General features: G+C 54.5%; 12 protein-coding genes. 6 read left to right on the forward strand and 6 right to left on the reverse strand.

Annotation, left to right across the window (positions count from 1 at the left end):
* The first annotated feature begins 161 nt into the window (after positions 1-161).
* From D3878_RS02655 to D3878_RS02670, 4 genes are all read left to right on the forward strand, one after another.
* Complete coding sequence (locus D3878_RS02655) at positions 162-1043, forward strand: FadR/GntR family transcriptional regulator (RefSeq protein WP_119784067.1); 882 nt, start codon at positions 162-164, stop codon at positions 1041-1043.
* A 157-nt stretch (positions 1044-1200) separates the two neighbouring features.
* On the forward strand, positions 1201-2412 hold the full coding sequence (locus D3878_RS02660) for a CaiB/BaiF CoA transferase family protein (RefSeq protein WP_119784068.1): 1212 nt from the start codon (positions 1201-1203) through the stop codon (positions 2410-2412).
* Between the two features lie 204 nt (positions 2413-2616).
* Positions 2617-3579 (forward strand): TauD/TfdA dioxygenase family protein, encoded by a 963-nt coding sequence (locus D3878_RS02665; RefSeq protein WP_119784069.1) that lies wholly within the window; start codon positions 2617-2619, stop codon positions 3577-3579.
* A gap of 37 nt (positions 3580-3616) precedes the next feature.
* Positions 3617-4597 (forward strand): AraC family transcriptional regulator, encoded by a 981-nt coding sequence (locus D3878_RS02670; protein WP_119784070.1) that lies wholly within the window; start codon positions 3617-3619, stop codon positions 4595-4597.
* Between the two features lie 119 nt (positions 4598-4716).
* Here D3878_RS02670 and D3878_RS02675 read toward each other — a convergent pair whose 3' ends face one another.
* From D3878_RS02675 to D3878_RS23370, 6 genes are all read right to left on the reverse strand, one after another.
* Positions 4717-5856, reverse strand: a complete 1140-nt coding sequence (locus tag D3878_RS02675) for an alkene reductase (RefSeq protein ID WP_274381894.1) — start codon at positions 5854-5856, stop codon at positions 4717-4719.
* Between the two features lie 160 nt (positions 5857-6016).
* A complete protein-coding gene (locus D3878_RS02680; RefSeq protein WP_119784072.1) occupies positions 6017-6694 on the reverse strand; it encodes an SDR family NAD(P)-dependent oxidoreductase in 678 nt (225 codons plus the stop codon).
* Positions 6695-6708: 14 nt separating this feature from the next.
* Entirely contained in the window at positions 6709-8472 is a 1764-nt protein-coding gene (locus tag D3878_RS02685; RefSeq protein ID WP_119784073.1) for an N-acyl-D-amino-acid deacylase family protein, read from the reverse strand.
* A gap of 46 nt (positions 8473-8518) precedes the next feature.
* Positions 8519-9484, reverse strand: a complete 966-nt coding sequence (locus tag D3878_RS02690; RefSeq protein WP_119784074.1) for a TauD/TfdA dioxygenase family protein — start codon at positions 9482-9484, stop codon at positions 8519-8521.
* Positions 9485-9620: 136 nt separating this feature from the next.
* On the reverse strand, positions 9621-9869 hold the full coding sequence (locus D3878_RS02695) for a hypothetical protein (RefSeq protein WP_119784075.1): 249 nt from the start codon (positions 9867-9869) through the stop codon (positions 9621-9623).
* A 92-nt stretch (positions 9870-9961) separates the two neighbouring features.
* Positions 9962-10213, reverse strand: coding sequence for a hypothetical protein (locus D3878_RS23370; protein WP_147383869.1), 252 nt, complete (start codon positions 10211-10213; stop codon positions 9962-9964).
* A gap of 935 nt (positions 10214-11148) precedes the next feature.
* Here D3878_RS23370 and D3878_RS02705 point away from each other — a divergent pair.
* The gene (locus tag D3878_RS02705; RefSeq protein WP_119784077.1) at positions 11149-12597 is read left to right on the forward strand and encodes an MFS transporter; all 1449 of its coding nucleotides are present in this window, start codon (positions 11149-11151) and stop codon (positions 12595-12597) included.
* A 228-nt stretch (positions 12598-12825) separates the two neighbouring features.
* A complete protein-coding gene (locus D3878_RS02710; protein WP_119784078.1) occupies positions 12826-14505 on the forward strand; it encodes a DUF1302 domain-containing protein in 1680 nt (559 codons plus the stop codon).
* The last annotated feature ends 12 nt before the right edge of the window (positions 14506-14517 follow it).

The raw sequence follows: 14517 nt of genomic DNA on the forward strand, positions 1-14517 counted from the left end.
TAATCTAAACGAATCATTGGCGCCGGCATGAATTCATCAACCCGGCGCACCCATACTGTAGTGTTGCTGGCGGATCAAAAGCAAGGCCAGTGCCGCACGACGTTAATTGACATTCAATGTGGATGCGCCTATAGTGAATTACTACGTACACTTAGGTAACTATGAACTCAACTCCACTCAATGATGAGGCGGCTGATAAGGACGTCGGTCGATCCACCGACCAGGCGCCCATTTGGAATTCTATTGCGTCCGAAATTTTGGATTCTTTAGTGAACAGTGAAACATCTGCGGTTCAGGTTCCTAAGTTGTCTCACGTTTTAGCAGAGCGATTGCGTGGACAAATCATCAGTGGAAAGTTGCGAGTCGGGCAAAACCTCCCTGCAGAGAGTGAATTGCTAAATGTTTTCAAGGTATCACGTCCGACATTGCGTGAAGCGTTAAGAATTCTTGAGGCGGAAGGATTGGTGAGTGTGGGGCGGGGAACTCGTTCAGGCGCCGAAATCCGCATGCCGACTGTGGAGCGTGCTACTCAGTATGCCGCCATGGTTCTTGCTAGCGGCGGTGCGACCATGCTTGAAATCCATCTTGCTCGGATGCTGCTCGAGCCTCCGTTGACCATGTTGCTTGTCGGGGAAGAGAACAGATCTGTTGTTGATCAACTTCGAGAATGTGTGAGCCGGCAGGAGCAGGCTTTGCATAAAAAAAAGTATCAGGATGCGTTAGCTTTGATCAACCGATTTCATGAAGTACTGATATGTGGTTCAGGTAACATGGTATTGACGCTACTGGTAGGCATGCTGCATCTACTTTCTCAGTCGACGTCTTCTTTTCTGGTTGAAGGTAGCACCGATGAAAAGGCGAATCTTCATTCGAATATGGCCAAGACGATCTCAGCGTACAAGCGTCTGGTCGATTTGCTCGAGGCAGGTGATGGGGCGGCAGCCGAAAAGTTCTGGTCTAACTATATGCAACGTGCGCTGACTTTCCTGGAACGTACTGGGCTGGGGGCGCAGCGTTTGCGATATCAGTCCGTTGGTTCATGACCTTTCCCGTCATCGCCAATCCAATCAATCCATCGCCGCTACTCTCTAATTAAATCGTTGCTATGGTTGGCGATTGGACGAAATTCGCGTAGGCAGCGTTGGATGTTTAATACTGGTTCATCATTTATTCTTCATTGAATTTTATTCGGGGTTATGCATGTCTAAATCTTTGGCAGGAATCAAGGTGTTGGATATGGGGCGGATTGTCTCGGCGCCCTGGGGAGCACAAGTGCTTGGCGATCTGGGTGCCGACGTCATCAAGGTCGAGCGCCCGGGGCGCGGAGATGACTTGCGCACGTATGGCCCCTCGTTTGCACGTGACGCAGCCGGAAATGACACTGCGGAGTCGGGCAACTATCTTTGCTCGAATCGTAACAAGCGCTCGATTACAGTTGATTTGTCAAAACCCGAAGGCGCAGATGTCATACGTGATCTCGCCAGTAAAGTCGATGTATTGATTGAAAACTACAAGGTGGGCGATCTTGCTCGCTACGGACTTGACTACAAAAGCTTGTCCGCGATAAACCCGAATTTGGTCTACTGTTCAATCACGGGATTCGGGCAAACCGGTCCATACGCGAATCGCCCTGGCCTGGATGCCGTCTTTCAGGGTTTGAGTGGCCTTATGGCCGTCACTGGCGAACCAACCGGGATGCCACAACGTGTTGGCACCTATCTGATTGATGAAATGTCGGGGTTGTATGCAACAATCGCGATTCTCGCTGCGCTGCGTCATCGCGATGCGGGGGGAGGGGGGCAATACATTGATATGTCCTTGCTGGACGTTGGCATCGCCGCAATGGCGCCGCGTAATATCGATTACCTTATCGATGGGAAAAACCCGGAACGTCTGGGTTCCAAATCTCCAGGCTCATGTCCCGCGCAGATTTTCGAATGCGCTGATGGCTACCTTAATATTCAAGCCGGTGCTGAAAGAGATTACCGCAAGTTATGTGACGAGCTGGGTTTTCCTGAACTTAAGGAAGATCCGCGATTTGCGACACGGAAGGATCGCGTAGCCAATGAGTCTATTCTTATTCCGTTGCTTTCGGAAAAAATAATGGCACGCAATGGCAATGAGTTGGCTGAGGCGTTGATTGCACGCGGTGTCATCGCTTCGCCAATTTATCGGGCAAGCGAGATGGTAAATGATCCGCAAATCAAGCATCGAAATTTGTACTTCAACGTGCCGCATCCAACGGTCGGTTCCGTCCCATTATTTGCCAGTCCGCTGCGACTTTCCAAGACGCCCGTCGATGTTTACAAGGCTCCCCCTGTATTGGGGGAGCACACCGACACTGTGTTGCAAGAAGTGCTGGGTTATTCTCCTCAGCACGTTGCCGCTTTGCGCGAGACGGGCGCGATCTGACAGTCACGGAGTCGCCCACCCAGCAGCACTGCTATGCTCCCAATTTATGCACTAATGGGAGAGTAGCATGGGCGGCGCTCATAGAACTCGGTGTCAAATCACTATCGCAGGACTGCGAGCATAATGTTACGGAGCCTCTGCACTTGGTATCTTGCAAGACCTGTTCGAAAATTAACGTTCGTCCATCAACCTTGAAAGCTTACCGTGAAATTCGAGACAATTCCGATCACCGAAAACCTGGGCCTGGAAATCCGCGGCCTGGATCTCAACCTGCCGCAAGGCGACAGCACTTGGCAGGATCTGTTCGACGCCTGGATCAAGGCAGGGGTACTTTTGTTCCGAGGTATGGACAGGACCCCGCAAGCTGCGGTCAACCTGAGCCGCCATTTTGGCGAACTCGAACTTCACCCGTCCGTTGGATCGCGTCTGAAGGATCTCCCTGAACTGATCCGCATTGCCTATGACCCGGCGACCGACGCTTCAAGCCAGAATGTCTACCGCTACGATGGCCAGGAGCGCGGTGCATTCCAGCCCTGGCACAGCGACCTGCGCTACATGACCAAGAACAACCGTGGTGCCCTTCTCTGTGCGGTTGAAGTGCCGGCCGAAGGGGGGTACACCGGTTTTATCGACCAGATTCAGGCGTATGAATCCTTACCCGATGACTTGAAGACCAAGATCGAAGACCTATGGGTGATCTACCGGATGAATCCCGACTCGTCCCAGATAAAGTTCAAGAATGGCCACACCATTGAGAGGGTCCACCTCTCAAAAGAGGCCAAGGCTTTGATAGCACGCATAGAGAAGGACTTTCCCCCTGTGATCCACCCCATGATCTACCGACAACAGGAAACCGGTCGAAAGGTACTCAATGTCAGTCAATGGTTCGCCCTGCACATCATGGGTATGGAGCACGAAGAAGGCGATCGTTTACTTGAACGCGTCATGAGCCACGCAATCGACGAACGGCTTGCCTACTACCATGAATGGCGCCCGAACGACATGGTGCTGTTCGACAACTGGCGCACACTGCACTGCGCCTGCGGCGTTCCGACCCGGTGCAAGCGAGAAATGCACCGGACTACCATCATGGGGGACTACGGCCACGGTCGCTATCTCGACTCCTCGCCGAACAAGGCGTCCACTGCCGCTGCTGCGGTTTATTGAGCCTTTACGAGAGGTAGGCTACTCATAGAATATTCTGATGGCCTCATCACTGTCTGATCTGCTCAGGGTTGTGCGCTTCGATGATGTCGATAGCGCACTTGTCACGCTCAGAACCACGGGCTCGATCCATTTTCCGCACCACCATCGCGGATACTTCCATCTAGTGCTCGAGGGGGGGCTGAAATTGCGTACGGCTGGTTCGCAGCAGGTTTTTAGCGCTCAGTCGGGCGACATATTGTTTCTTGTTCAAGGCACGCAGCATGAGATTTCCGTGGATTTCACCGCGGCCGGCATTGAGTTCAGGTATCTACTCGAACACCATCGGCTCGACGCCCCGCCTGCCCTGCAGATTGGCAGTGGTACTGTTGTGGCAAAGCTACTCAGCGGGGTTTTCGGTCTAAGCATGGGAAGGACCAGTAGAGGTATCCTGCCCGAGGTTATGTTGATGCCATCCCGCATTGGGCATTTCCCTGAGCGTAGCGCGCCGCAAGGCGCCTGCGATATCGAGCTTGCGTGTCAGGGCGTCGGCGCGTCTGCTTTTGTATCCTGTTACGTCCATACCCATTTCGTTCAGGCCGTCCGTAGCTACGTCAAGGATCAAGTCCAGGCTCCAAGCCGTGCCGGCGTGAGCACCACATTGGACATCAAAGCACTCAAAATGCCACAGATCCACGTGGCACGCCGTCTTATTAACGGTAACCTCGGACAGCACTGGACGGTCGCAAGCTTGGCGCAGGCGGTGGGTATGTCCCGCTCCGTATTTGCGGCCTCGTTTGCCCACGCTGTGGGCGAAAGCCCGATGCACTATGTCACGCGCTTTCGGATGGAACGGGCGACTGAGTTGCTGCGGCTGAGAACATTGACGGTGGCGGAAATCGCACAGAACCTGGGCTACGAGTCACAGTCTTCATTCGCCCGGGCCTTTCGCAAATTCCATGGCTTGTCCCCCGATAACTATCGCACGGGGAGCGATACTGAGAGGCCGATTGAGACGTTCCGATCGATCGATAGCCTTTGACGCGGTCAAGCAGATTCAAAGGCTTTAGGCCTGCGCGCGAAAGTCTCAATATAGAGAATTTTATGTGTCTCTCAGGTCAATGGCAATAGACACTCTGTGTGCTTATGATTTGTCCCTTTTTAGGATGCCAGTGACGTTAGAGAGGCCAGGGTGGGATAGTCGGTGTAGCCCTTTTCCGGCCAGTCGCCGCCATAGAAGGTGGCGCGGTCGGGCTCGTTGAAGGGACCGCCCTGGCGCAGGCGACGGGTCAGGTCGGGATTTGCAAGGAATCGCTTGCCGAAGGCGACCAGGTCAGCGCCCGAGATGAGCGCTTGCTGCGCCAAGGCCAGATCGTAGCCGTTGTTGACCATCCACGCCCCTTGACCACCTGCCTCGCGGTAGCTGCGCAAAACGGCCGCGTAATCGAAAGGCTTGTGGTCCCGTGCGCCTCCGGCCTGGCCCTCGATTAAATGCACATAGGCCAAGCCCAGCGGGGCGAGTTCGCGCGTCACATATTCGAACAATGCCTGCGTATCGGCGTCGACCACGATACCATTGCCCTCGGTTACCGGTGACAGGCGCACGCCAACCCGGTTGCTGCCGATCTCGCCACAAATAGAACGCAGCACCTCCAGTAGCAGGCGGGCACGGTTTTCGATCGAGCCACCGTAGGCGTCGGTGCGCCGGTTGGACTTGGTGCGCAGGAACTGGTCGAGCAGATAGCCGTTGGCACCATGCAACTCGATGCCGTCCATGCCGGCGTCGATGGCGTTCCGTGCCGCCTGGCGGAAAGTCTGGACCAGGGCGGGCAGTTCCTCCAGCTTCAAGGCCCGCGGCTCGGATGTATCTACGAGGGCGCCGACGCGCAGACCGGGCTCACCCTTGATCAGGTAGGTTTTGGCGTTAGCCCGCACGGCTGACGGTGCCACCGGGGCTTGCCCCCCGGGCAGCAGGTCGACGTGGGAGACACGACCCACATGCCACAGTTGCATCACGATGTGGCCACCCTGAGCGTGCACGGCACCGCTGATTGCTTTCCAACCCTCGATCTGCTCGGCGCTGTGGATGCCGGGGGTGTCAGAATATCCATGGCCTTCGGGGCAGATGGGCGTACCCTCAGTGATGATCAGGCCTGCACCAGTTTGCGGATGGGCACGCTGGGCGTAGTAGGTAGCCATCAGCGGCGTAGGCATTTGTGCAGGCGCGCGGTTGCGGGTCAGCGGCGCCATGACAACGCGGTTAGGCAGTTGCCAAGCCCCGACACGGACCGGCTCAAACATAGATGGGGAAGCAAAAGAGTCTGGCATAGTTGTATTTTGGTTCATCAAGAAAAGTATTTATCTACGATATCGTCAATAACTAGAACAACTCAGAAATACCAGACTGTGCTAATTCATTAATGGCAAGATCATTCGCGGTGGGAAAGGCTCGCGTTACTGGCTAGACACGTCCGTTGATTGCTATGGCTGATCCGGTAATGTCGTGCGCTTCCGGTGCAAGCAAGAACGCAATGGCAGAAGCGATGGACTCCGGCCTGACCCAGCGAGAGAAATTGGCCTTGGGCATGTCCTTGCGATTGGCAGGCGTATCAATGATGCTCGGCAAGATAGCGTTGACCGTGATGCCGTCGTCTTTGAGTTCTTCGGACAGGGCCTCTGTCAAGCGCATGAGTCCGGCCTTTGACGCGGCGTAGGCCCCCATTCCCAAGCCTGCCTTGCCGCCCGCTCCAGCACCAATGTTGACGATGCGACCCGCCCCCGACCTCTTGAGCAAAGGCAGGGCGGAACGGCACATATGCAAGGCAGTCTTGATATTCAAGGCGTACATCAGGTCCCAGGTGTCTGGGCTGCCTTCAGCCACGGTTTCCCAACGAAAGGCTCCGGCCACGTTGACCAGGCCATCCAAACAGCCGAAGCGCAGCTCAACTTCACGTATCGCAGCCTCGGCTGCCCGAGGCTGCACCAAGTCGACCCCCGGTAACAGCAGATGATCGGCGAAAGCATCAGCCAGAACTGGTGGCGCGACCGGTGTTGCATCCACCAATACCAGCGCGGCTCCCTGGTTTTTCAGTAAGCCTGCCACCGCTGAGCCCAGAGCGCCGAATGCGCCGGTAACCATGTAAGTTGCATTGTTCACGGTCGCACGCCCTCACGCCCTTGCACACTTTGCTGCTGTGCCTGTTGACGTCTCACCAATCTGCCCGGCAATGCACCAGTGGCCTTACCGTTGCGGTAAGTAACCATGCCACTGACAACCGTGGCAACGTAGCCTTCGGCTCGTTGCTGCAAGCGGCGACCACCGGACGGCAGATCGTAGGCCGTGCGCGGAGCCGATAAGCGTAGCCGATCGAGGTTGATCACATTGACATCTGCCTTCATGCCGGGTTTGAGCAAGCCACGATCCATCAGACCCACGGCTTCCGCCGGCTTGCGGCTAAGTTCGGAAATGGCCCATTCGATGGGGAAGCGCTGTTCCGGCGACGCGTCACGCACCCAATGGGTCAGCATGAAGGTCGGGTAACTTGCATCGCATATCAGGCCATAATGCGCCCCGCCATCACCCAGGCCCAGAATGGTGTACGGGCTGGCCATCATTTCCCGGACAGCGTTCAGCGTGTTGCCGACGTAGTTCGCCCCAGGCAGGTACAGAATGGCCTTGCCTTCATCGCCAAGCAGCAGGTCGTAGGCTAGTGATTCCGCTGAAACCCCTGCGGAAGCGGCAAGGTTGCAGATCAACTTGTCAGCCGGCGGCGTATATTCCGCACGGTCATCAAGGACGAACATCTCGTTGACCTGGGCACAAAGCTCATTGAGCATTGGCTGTGGGTCAGGAATTGGGACTTCGGCAAGCAATTTCGCCTTGAAGGCGGGGTCTCGCAAGATCGCGACACGCTCGGCCAGGGGCAATTTTTCGATCGCCCTATACGAAAGCCGGGTTAAGAATGGATTGAGCGAGAGGTCCAGTCCAAGCAGCACCCCGACAGGGCGAGGGAACACTTGACCACGTATCGCCAACCCGTCGGCATTGGCCTGCTCGACGTGCTTGAGTGAGATCCGCCAATCCTCCGGTGCGCGGGGCACTTGCAGCAGGGTGAACGATACCGGCCGCTGAGAAGTCTCGGCCAATTTCCTAACGAGAGAAATCTCTTCGGCCGGGTTGCCGCTGGCGTTGGTGATGATCTGGAACACACCGGCACCGGCTTCCTTCAAGCCACTCGCGAGGGCCAGGATCTCTTCGTCGGCCGAATCGATGCTGGGCGCCAGCTTGCCGTTCTTGAGCCGATGTCCCGGCGAACGCGAGGTGGACACGCCGATCGCGCCCGCCTGCACCGCTTCGGTCACCAGTTTGGCCATGGCCACACGATCTTCAGGCGTCGAGGGCTCATGGTCTGCGCCTCGTTGCCCCATGACGTATACCCGCAGCGGAGAGTGCGGTATCTGCGTCGCCACGTCAATGTCGAATTCTCGTACAGACAGGACATCGAGGTAGTCCGGAAAGGTCTCCCAGTTCCAGGAGATGCCTTCAGCCATGACCACCTCGGGAATATCTTCCACGCCCTCCATCACCTTGATGAGCACCTGGTGGTCGGACGGCCTCACGGGAGCAAAACCAACACCACAGTTGCCGGTCACCACCGTCGTGACGCCATGTCCGCTTGAGGGAGCCAGGGTGTGTTCCCAGGTTGCCTGGCCGTCGTAGTGTGTATGAACATCGACGAATCCTGGTGTAACCAGGCAGTCGGCCGCATCGATTTCTTCCTTGCCCGAGCCTTCGATAGGCCCGATCGCAGTAATACGGCCACCATTAATGGCGACATCGGCACGGAAAGCGGGACTGCCGCTGCCGTCAATCACAAGGCCACCCCGAATTACCATATCATGGGCTATTGTTTTCATTGAGTTTTTCTTGAATTTAATTGATTGGTCAAAGAATAATTCACAGTCATTCGACGTAGCGCGCCGTCATCATGGATTTGTCACGAGCGGGATCGAGGTAGCGGCCCAGGCCGTAATCGCCCATGATCGTGGTTCGCTGCATTTCGCGCGTATCGTCGGGGGACACACCCATCGCAATGTGCAGTACGCGCCAGTTGTCCCATGCCAGCAAATCATTGGGCTTCCAATGATGGTAGTAAGCATAGCGCTCGTCAGTTGCGTAGCGGGCGATTTCATGCAGAAGCGCATCGCTTTCCTGCGGGTCCATGCCCAGCACATAGCGCGCATGGGGTGGGCAGAAGTTCAGCACCTTTCGGCCGGTTTCAGACTGGACGAAAACCATCGGGTGCACCACTGCGGGATAGTCCGTTTTCATGCGGGCGCGAATCGATTCCTGCAGTGGCGTCGTCTTGATCGTACGGATCTGCTCCGGACGACCGAATTTGTGCAAGGCAGGGTTGATCTCCATCTGATAAACCACCTCCAGCTTTTCGATCTGCTGTTTCAACGCCTCAGGCAACCTATCGTAGGCCTGGATGCGGTCGATGAAACCAGTAAGCCCCCCCGCTTTGGGCAGCCGGATCGGCCTCAACACTGCACCACGGCAGGTCACTGGCATTTGCGCCGTGTCCCAATGCCAGTAGAGGTAACCGGCGCGCAGCTCTCCGTTGACCTCGTTGATGGGCCAGGAGTTTTTCTTGGGGTCCTGGGCATCATAGGTCAGAGAGATCAGATCCGCATTGCCCTGGACATGCAACTCCCGTACGGGATGGGGCTCCAGCGTCCCGAACAGTCGGCTAAAGCGCAACTGCGCCTCTGGCGAACTGCCACCATTGCGAACGACCAGCACACCATGTTTGATCCAAAGAGCCATCACATCGTCACGTTCGGCGCCGGTCAATTCGCGTTCCAGATTCAAACCGATGATTTCGCAGCCAATGTGCGGTGAGAGAGGCTTTATCTCGATATTCATGTTTCTCCTAGGGTGATTTCGTCATTCGGGAAGACCGCAGACGAAATGAATATAGGTGGGAGCCTGCAAACAAACAAGGGTGAATGCTCCCTGCCGGACGCCCTGCGCGCTCAAACAGATAGATGGCATTGAAATCTCAGTATCCACTCTCCCTCTTCCAGTATTCTTCATGAATGATTTGCGCGTGCTGTTGCGTTTGGATGTCGAATGCGATCTGGATCCATAGGGGCCACCTTTGGTCGCCGCACGCTGCAATCGACACCCGAGTTAAGTGCAAGAAGTCACCGGTGAGGTGGTGGAAGTGGTGCTTGTCGACTAAGGCTATACCGGCGACGAAGCGCAGCAACAGGCGGAAAAACAAGGCATCGCGCTGATGATCAAACATGCGCAAGCGAAAAAGAGGTTTATATTGTTGCCGCGTCGCTGGGCCCAGCAGCACTCTTATGCTCTCAACTTATATCCTAATGGGATAGGTTTTTAGTGAGCCCACGCAGCAAAGAAATCGATTACACCGTAATAGATCAGGTTCGTTTGTTCTTCTGCATGACTTGCACTGGCAGTCTCAGAGGGAGAGGGGGATGAGGCGTTCGAAAAATCTGATGCGCTCGAATTCGCCGAATGATTATTGCTGTGTGAGAAGAGCGCCCGTAAAACGATAAGAGAAATTGCAAGGGAGAGGACAGCCAGCAGAGTAATCGTAATCCAGGCGATAGTCGTAATATTCATCATGGTCTCCTAACTAACAATATTTTTTTATCGTGATTCCGGTGCATTCATGAATGGACCTATGACCGCTTCATTTGCTTCTGCGTATTCTCGCGGGCGCTGACTCCTGGTGGCGTTTGAGCATAGCCATGGCTATCGACCAGGTCAGTAAGCCTGCCAATACTCTGGATGTTGTTGTAGGACTGAAATGGGCCATGTTGTATGGCTTAAAATCTTTGCATAAAATTAACATGGTTATCTTAGATAACCTAGGAGTTTAAAAAGGCTACCATGCATTTTTAAGGATGTCTAGGAAAAGCTGCCTCAATTCATGTCGGAATAATTCTTTAGGAGGCTGAATGAGAATCGCCATATTGTTTTTTAGCAAGCCTTAGCCGGCGATTCAGTGTTGAGGCCACGATTGCCGAGAGCGCGGGCCATCGCGCGCCCAGTCCCCGAGGCCGCGCCTGTGATTACGGCAACTTGACCGGATTCAATCTTCGTGTCGTGCTCCAATCATTTTGGTTCAAATAAAGGCAAGGCTTATCGTCAATAAAGTGATTTTGACGTTAATGGAAGTGCAGGCCGCCATTCATATGCAAGGACTGTCTAGCGCCCACTTTGACATAGTAAACGTAGTATTACAAAATATCTTGGTTTGTTGGACTTGTAAAAATTGAATTGTCCGGCTCATCAATCTGATTGGCAGTTATAAATTTAGCCTTGAAGGCCAATCAGCCATTGCATAAATCTGCCATCGTAAGTGCATTGACAATCCTGTGAAACTTCGGCATATTTAAAGATAACTAGGTAAGCTAAGTGATATTGACTATGCGTTTGTCGAGCAACAGCATGATAACGTCATTCCCTGGTAGAGGCGCGCTATACGAATCCTTGATACTTCTTTTCGTTCATGTGCCAAAACAATTTCTCTTGTCCGATTAAATCTTGAGGGCTGCATGCGGAATGCAATTGCTGTGAAATCCATTTGGCCGACCATGTTCGCCTTCAGCGCGGTTGGCATGCTGGCATCAGCGGATATGGGCATGATGTTTGCAGCGATAGCAACATTTATCACTCAGTTCCATGACCCGGAACGTGCCGGATGGCTGATCACCGCTCCCATGCTTGTCTCGGCGGCAAGCGCCGCTATTGGCGGCCGCATGGGCGATCTGTATGGCCGCAGACGCGTCTTGCTCGTAGTGCTCACACTTGTCACGGCAGGCGCGGCAATCAGTGGCGCGCGTGACGATTATCAGTGGGTGATGCTCGGCCGGGTATTGCAGGGGGTGATTGGCGCGGCATTGCCGCTCTGTTATGGGCTCTTGACGGAAACCATGCCAAAAGCTCGCCTGTCTCATGCCGTCAGCATGATGACCGTGTCAACCTCGGTGGGCGCGGGGTTAGGCGGCCTGTTGGGCGGGCTTATCGTCGACCACCTTGCCTGGCAATGGCTTTTTCATGCTCTCGCAATTGGCGGAATCATGGCGTCTTGCCTGGTCTTGCTGCTGGTTCCGTCCGGATCCGTGCGCCGCAAAGACGAAGAGGGCGTCGATATCGTTGGCGGGTTGCTGTTCGTACCGGCGATTGTCGGCATATTGCTGGCCCTGACCCAAGGCGCTCGCTGGGGGTGGGGTAATGCGCGCGCATTGTTGCTTCTTTGCGGATCCGTGTTGCTTCTGGCGGTATGGATTCGGCATGAACTGCGCCATCCCAGGCCGCTGATCGATGTCAGGCAGTTCGCCAATCGAGAAATTGCAACGGCTAACATCATCGTGGCGCTGCTTTCAATGGGACCATATCAGGCACAGATCCAGATACTTTTGATGCAACAGCCTGTGTGGACCGGGGTCGGACTGGGTATATCCGCAACTCTTGCCGGCACGCTCAGAATGCCGGTCACCGTATTTGGAAGTTTCGGTGCGACGTGGAGCGGCAGACTGATAAGCACTTATGGCGTGCACCGTGCCCTGATCTGCGGCCTGTCAATCACGACAGCCGGTTGGGGGGTGTTGATTCTGTTTCATGATTCTCTGGTGGCATTGCTGGGTTCGATGTTTGTTTCTATCTTTGGAATTTGCATGGTCTTGACTTCGGTCCAGAGCCAGCTCGTCCATGCGGCGCCGGGAAACAGAACCAGTGAAGCGACGGGGCTGACAGCAGTAGTGCGCTATGCATCGCAAGCTTTTGGCACGCAACTGCTAACGTTAGTTATGGCCAGTTCAGTCATCAGCGACCCATCCAAGGGAGCCGGCGCTTTTCCGACCGAAGTTGCGTATAAATGGGCCTTTGGAATCATCACTGTCTTCTGTTTTCTGTGTTTTCCGATTGTCCTGGCGATACCACGGCGAAAAGTGGATCCGGACTATGAGGTGTCCGGTGAAGCAGTCCTTGAGAGCAAAAATTAATACTGGCTGATTGCCCTTCACTTATATCAAATTCCGCCTGGAAATAATTAAGTGAAGTTTTGTGTATTGCTCTCCATTTCTTTTTGTTATTTTGTTCTCCATAAAAAGAATAACCTGTACAACGTAGATACCTTAGTTTAATATATATTTCACGTTAATGATTTGGCGCTGTTAACGTCATGTTAAGGATTCAATTCTTGAAACAAGACTTTCCTATAAAGGAAGAAAATGAAAAATACAAGACGCAATGCAGGAGATAAAGCAGTGAAAGTGTTCAAGCAAAATTCGAGAATGGCTCGATTTGGAGGGGCACTAGGGCTTTTGGCAATTGCAAGCACGGCAAGCGCCGTTGAATTTTCAACGGGTAATCCCGATCTCACGATTCGCTGGGATAACTCAATCCGCTACAATCTCGGCGCCAGAATCGAAGGACGCGATGCGCGTATCGCCAACAATGCCGGCTCCGATGAGGGTGACTTCAAGTTCGGTGAAGGCTCTATCACTACGAACCGTCTGGACCTTCTTTCGGAAGTCGAAGTCGATTGGAAGCAGCAGATGGGTTTCCGGGTTTCCGGCACCGCTTGGGGCGATCATGCTTACAGAGACACGCATGTCAGGCAAAACCCGGCTCTCGTCGGCGCACTTTCGAGTTACAACAACGCGGAATATTCATCCCATACCAAACGTTATTATCGCGGTCTGTCTGGGGAGCTTCTGGATGCGTTTGCTTACTTCAATACGTATGTCGACGACAGGCCGCTCGGTGTACGATTGGGACGGCATGCACTGTATTGGGGCGCTGCGTTGTTTACCAACGGCGGCGTCTCATTTAACCAAAATCCGATTGATGCGCGCAAGGGAGTTTCCTCTCCTGGCATTGAGGCGCGCGAAGTGCAGCTTCCGTTATCCCAGCTTTCAGCATCGCTGCAGGTGACGCCGACTGTTTCAGTCGCCGGACAATACTTTTTTGATTGGGAGGCTATCCACTCTCCTGAGGGTGGTACCTTCCTTGCCGGATCCGATGCAACGCTTAAGGGGCCGGACAGGCTCGGCGGTGCAGCTGCCTTTCCCGCCAATAGCCCAGAGCTGGGGCCAGAGCACAAAAGCGGAAACTGGGGTGTGAATGCGAAAATCATGGTACCTGAAATGAACGGGACGACGTTCGGCGTTTATTATCGTAAGTTCGATGAAAAGAACACGCCTTGGGTATTGCGCAATCCGGCAGCGCCGCTGTTCTACCGTGCGGTTTACGCTCGCGACACCAAGCTTGTCGGCGTGAGCATGGACACCACAGTTGCAGGGGCGAGCATCGGTGCGGAGGTTTCCTACCGCATGGATGGCAGTCTGCTTTCGCAGGGCTTCGCCCTCGCGAATGAAGGCGCCCGTGGCGACACCTGGCATGCCCTTGTCAATGCTGTTTATGGTCTCAAGTCCAATGCCTTGTGGGATGCCGGTTCGATCAGCGCCGAACTGACCTACGACCGCCTTGGAAAAGTCACGAAAAATGCAAATCTGTTCAACCGGGAGGGGAGTGCACTTTGTCCTCTTGGGAAGTTTGCCGGCTGTGCGACCGATGATGCCTGGGGTTTCGCAATGCGGTTCGCGCCGCAATGGGTCCAGGTCTGGCCTAGCGTGGACTTGACGGTGCCGTTCTTTGTGTCTGCGGGCCTGAAAGGCAATTCGCCATCTACACTGGGGGTCTATCAAGGCGCCATGTCTTACTCAATCGGTGCGGAATTGGATATCCAGAGAAAATACAATGTCGCCCTCACGGTTGCAGACTCTAAGGCGAAAATCATTCCGAACGGAGGCACCAATGTCTTGGGGCCAACCTACACCGGCAACGGAAGCGGCTGGCAGACCACTGACCGGCGTCGTGTCATGCTGACGTTCAAAACGGCATTCTAATTTTTTCATAGC

It is taken from the genome of Noviherbaspirillum sedimenti (assembly GCF_003590835.1).
Lineage (GTDB): Bacteria > Pseudomonadota > Gammaproteobacteria > Burkholderiales > Burkholderiaceae_D > Paucimonas > Paucimonas sedimenti.

Excerpts from the sequence above, each read along its gene's own strand:
- D3878_RS02675 (WP_274381894.1), bottom strand. The coding sequence starts at position 5,856 with ATGTTTGAGCCGGTCCGTGTCGGGGCTTGGCAACTGCCTAACCGCGTT.
- D3878_RS02690 (WP_119784074.1), bottom strand. The coding sequence starts at position 9,484 with ATGAATATCGAGATAAAGCCTCTCTCACCGCACATTGGCTGCGAAATC.
- D3878_RS02710 (WP_119784078.1), top strand. The coding sequence starts at position 12,826 with ATGAAAAATACAAGACGCAATGCAGGAGATAAAGCAGTGAAAGTGTTC.
- D3878_RS02705 (WP_119784077.1), top strand. The coding sequence starts at position 11,149 with ATGCGGAATGCAATTGCTGTGAAATCCATTTGGCCGACCATGTTCGCC.
- D3878_RS23370 (WP_147383869.1), bottom strand. The coding sequence starts at position 10,213 with ATGATGAATATTACGACTATCGCCTGGATTACGATTACTCTGCTGGCT.
- D3878_RS02660 (WP_119784068.1), top strand. The coding sequence starts at position 1,201 with ATGTCTAAATCTTTGGCAGGAATCAAGGTGTTGGATATGGGGCGGATT.
- D3878_RS02655 (WP_119784067.1), top strand. The coding sequence starts at position 162 with ATGAACTCAACTCCACTCAATGATGAGGCGGCTGATAAGGACGTCGGT.
- D3878_RS02680 (WP_119784072.1), bottom strand. The coding sequence starts at position 6,694 with ATGGTTACCGGCGCATTCGGCGCTCTGGGCTCAGCGGTGGCAGGCTTA.
- D3878_RS02685 (WP_119784073.1), bottom strand. The coding sequence starts at position 8,472 with ATGAAAACAATAGCCCATGATATGGTAATTCGGGGTGGCCTTGTGATT.
- D3878_RS02695 (WP_119784075.1), bottom strand. The coding sequence starts at position 9,869 with ATGTTTGATCATCAGCGCGATGCCTTGTTTTTCCGCCTGTTGCTGCGC.
- D3878_RS02670 (WP_119784070.1), top strand. The coding sequence starts at position 3,617 with ATGGCCTCATCACTGTCTGATCTGCTCAGGGTTGTGCGCTTCGATGAT.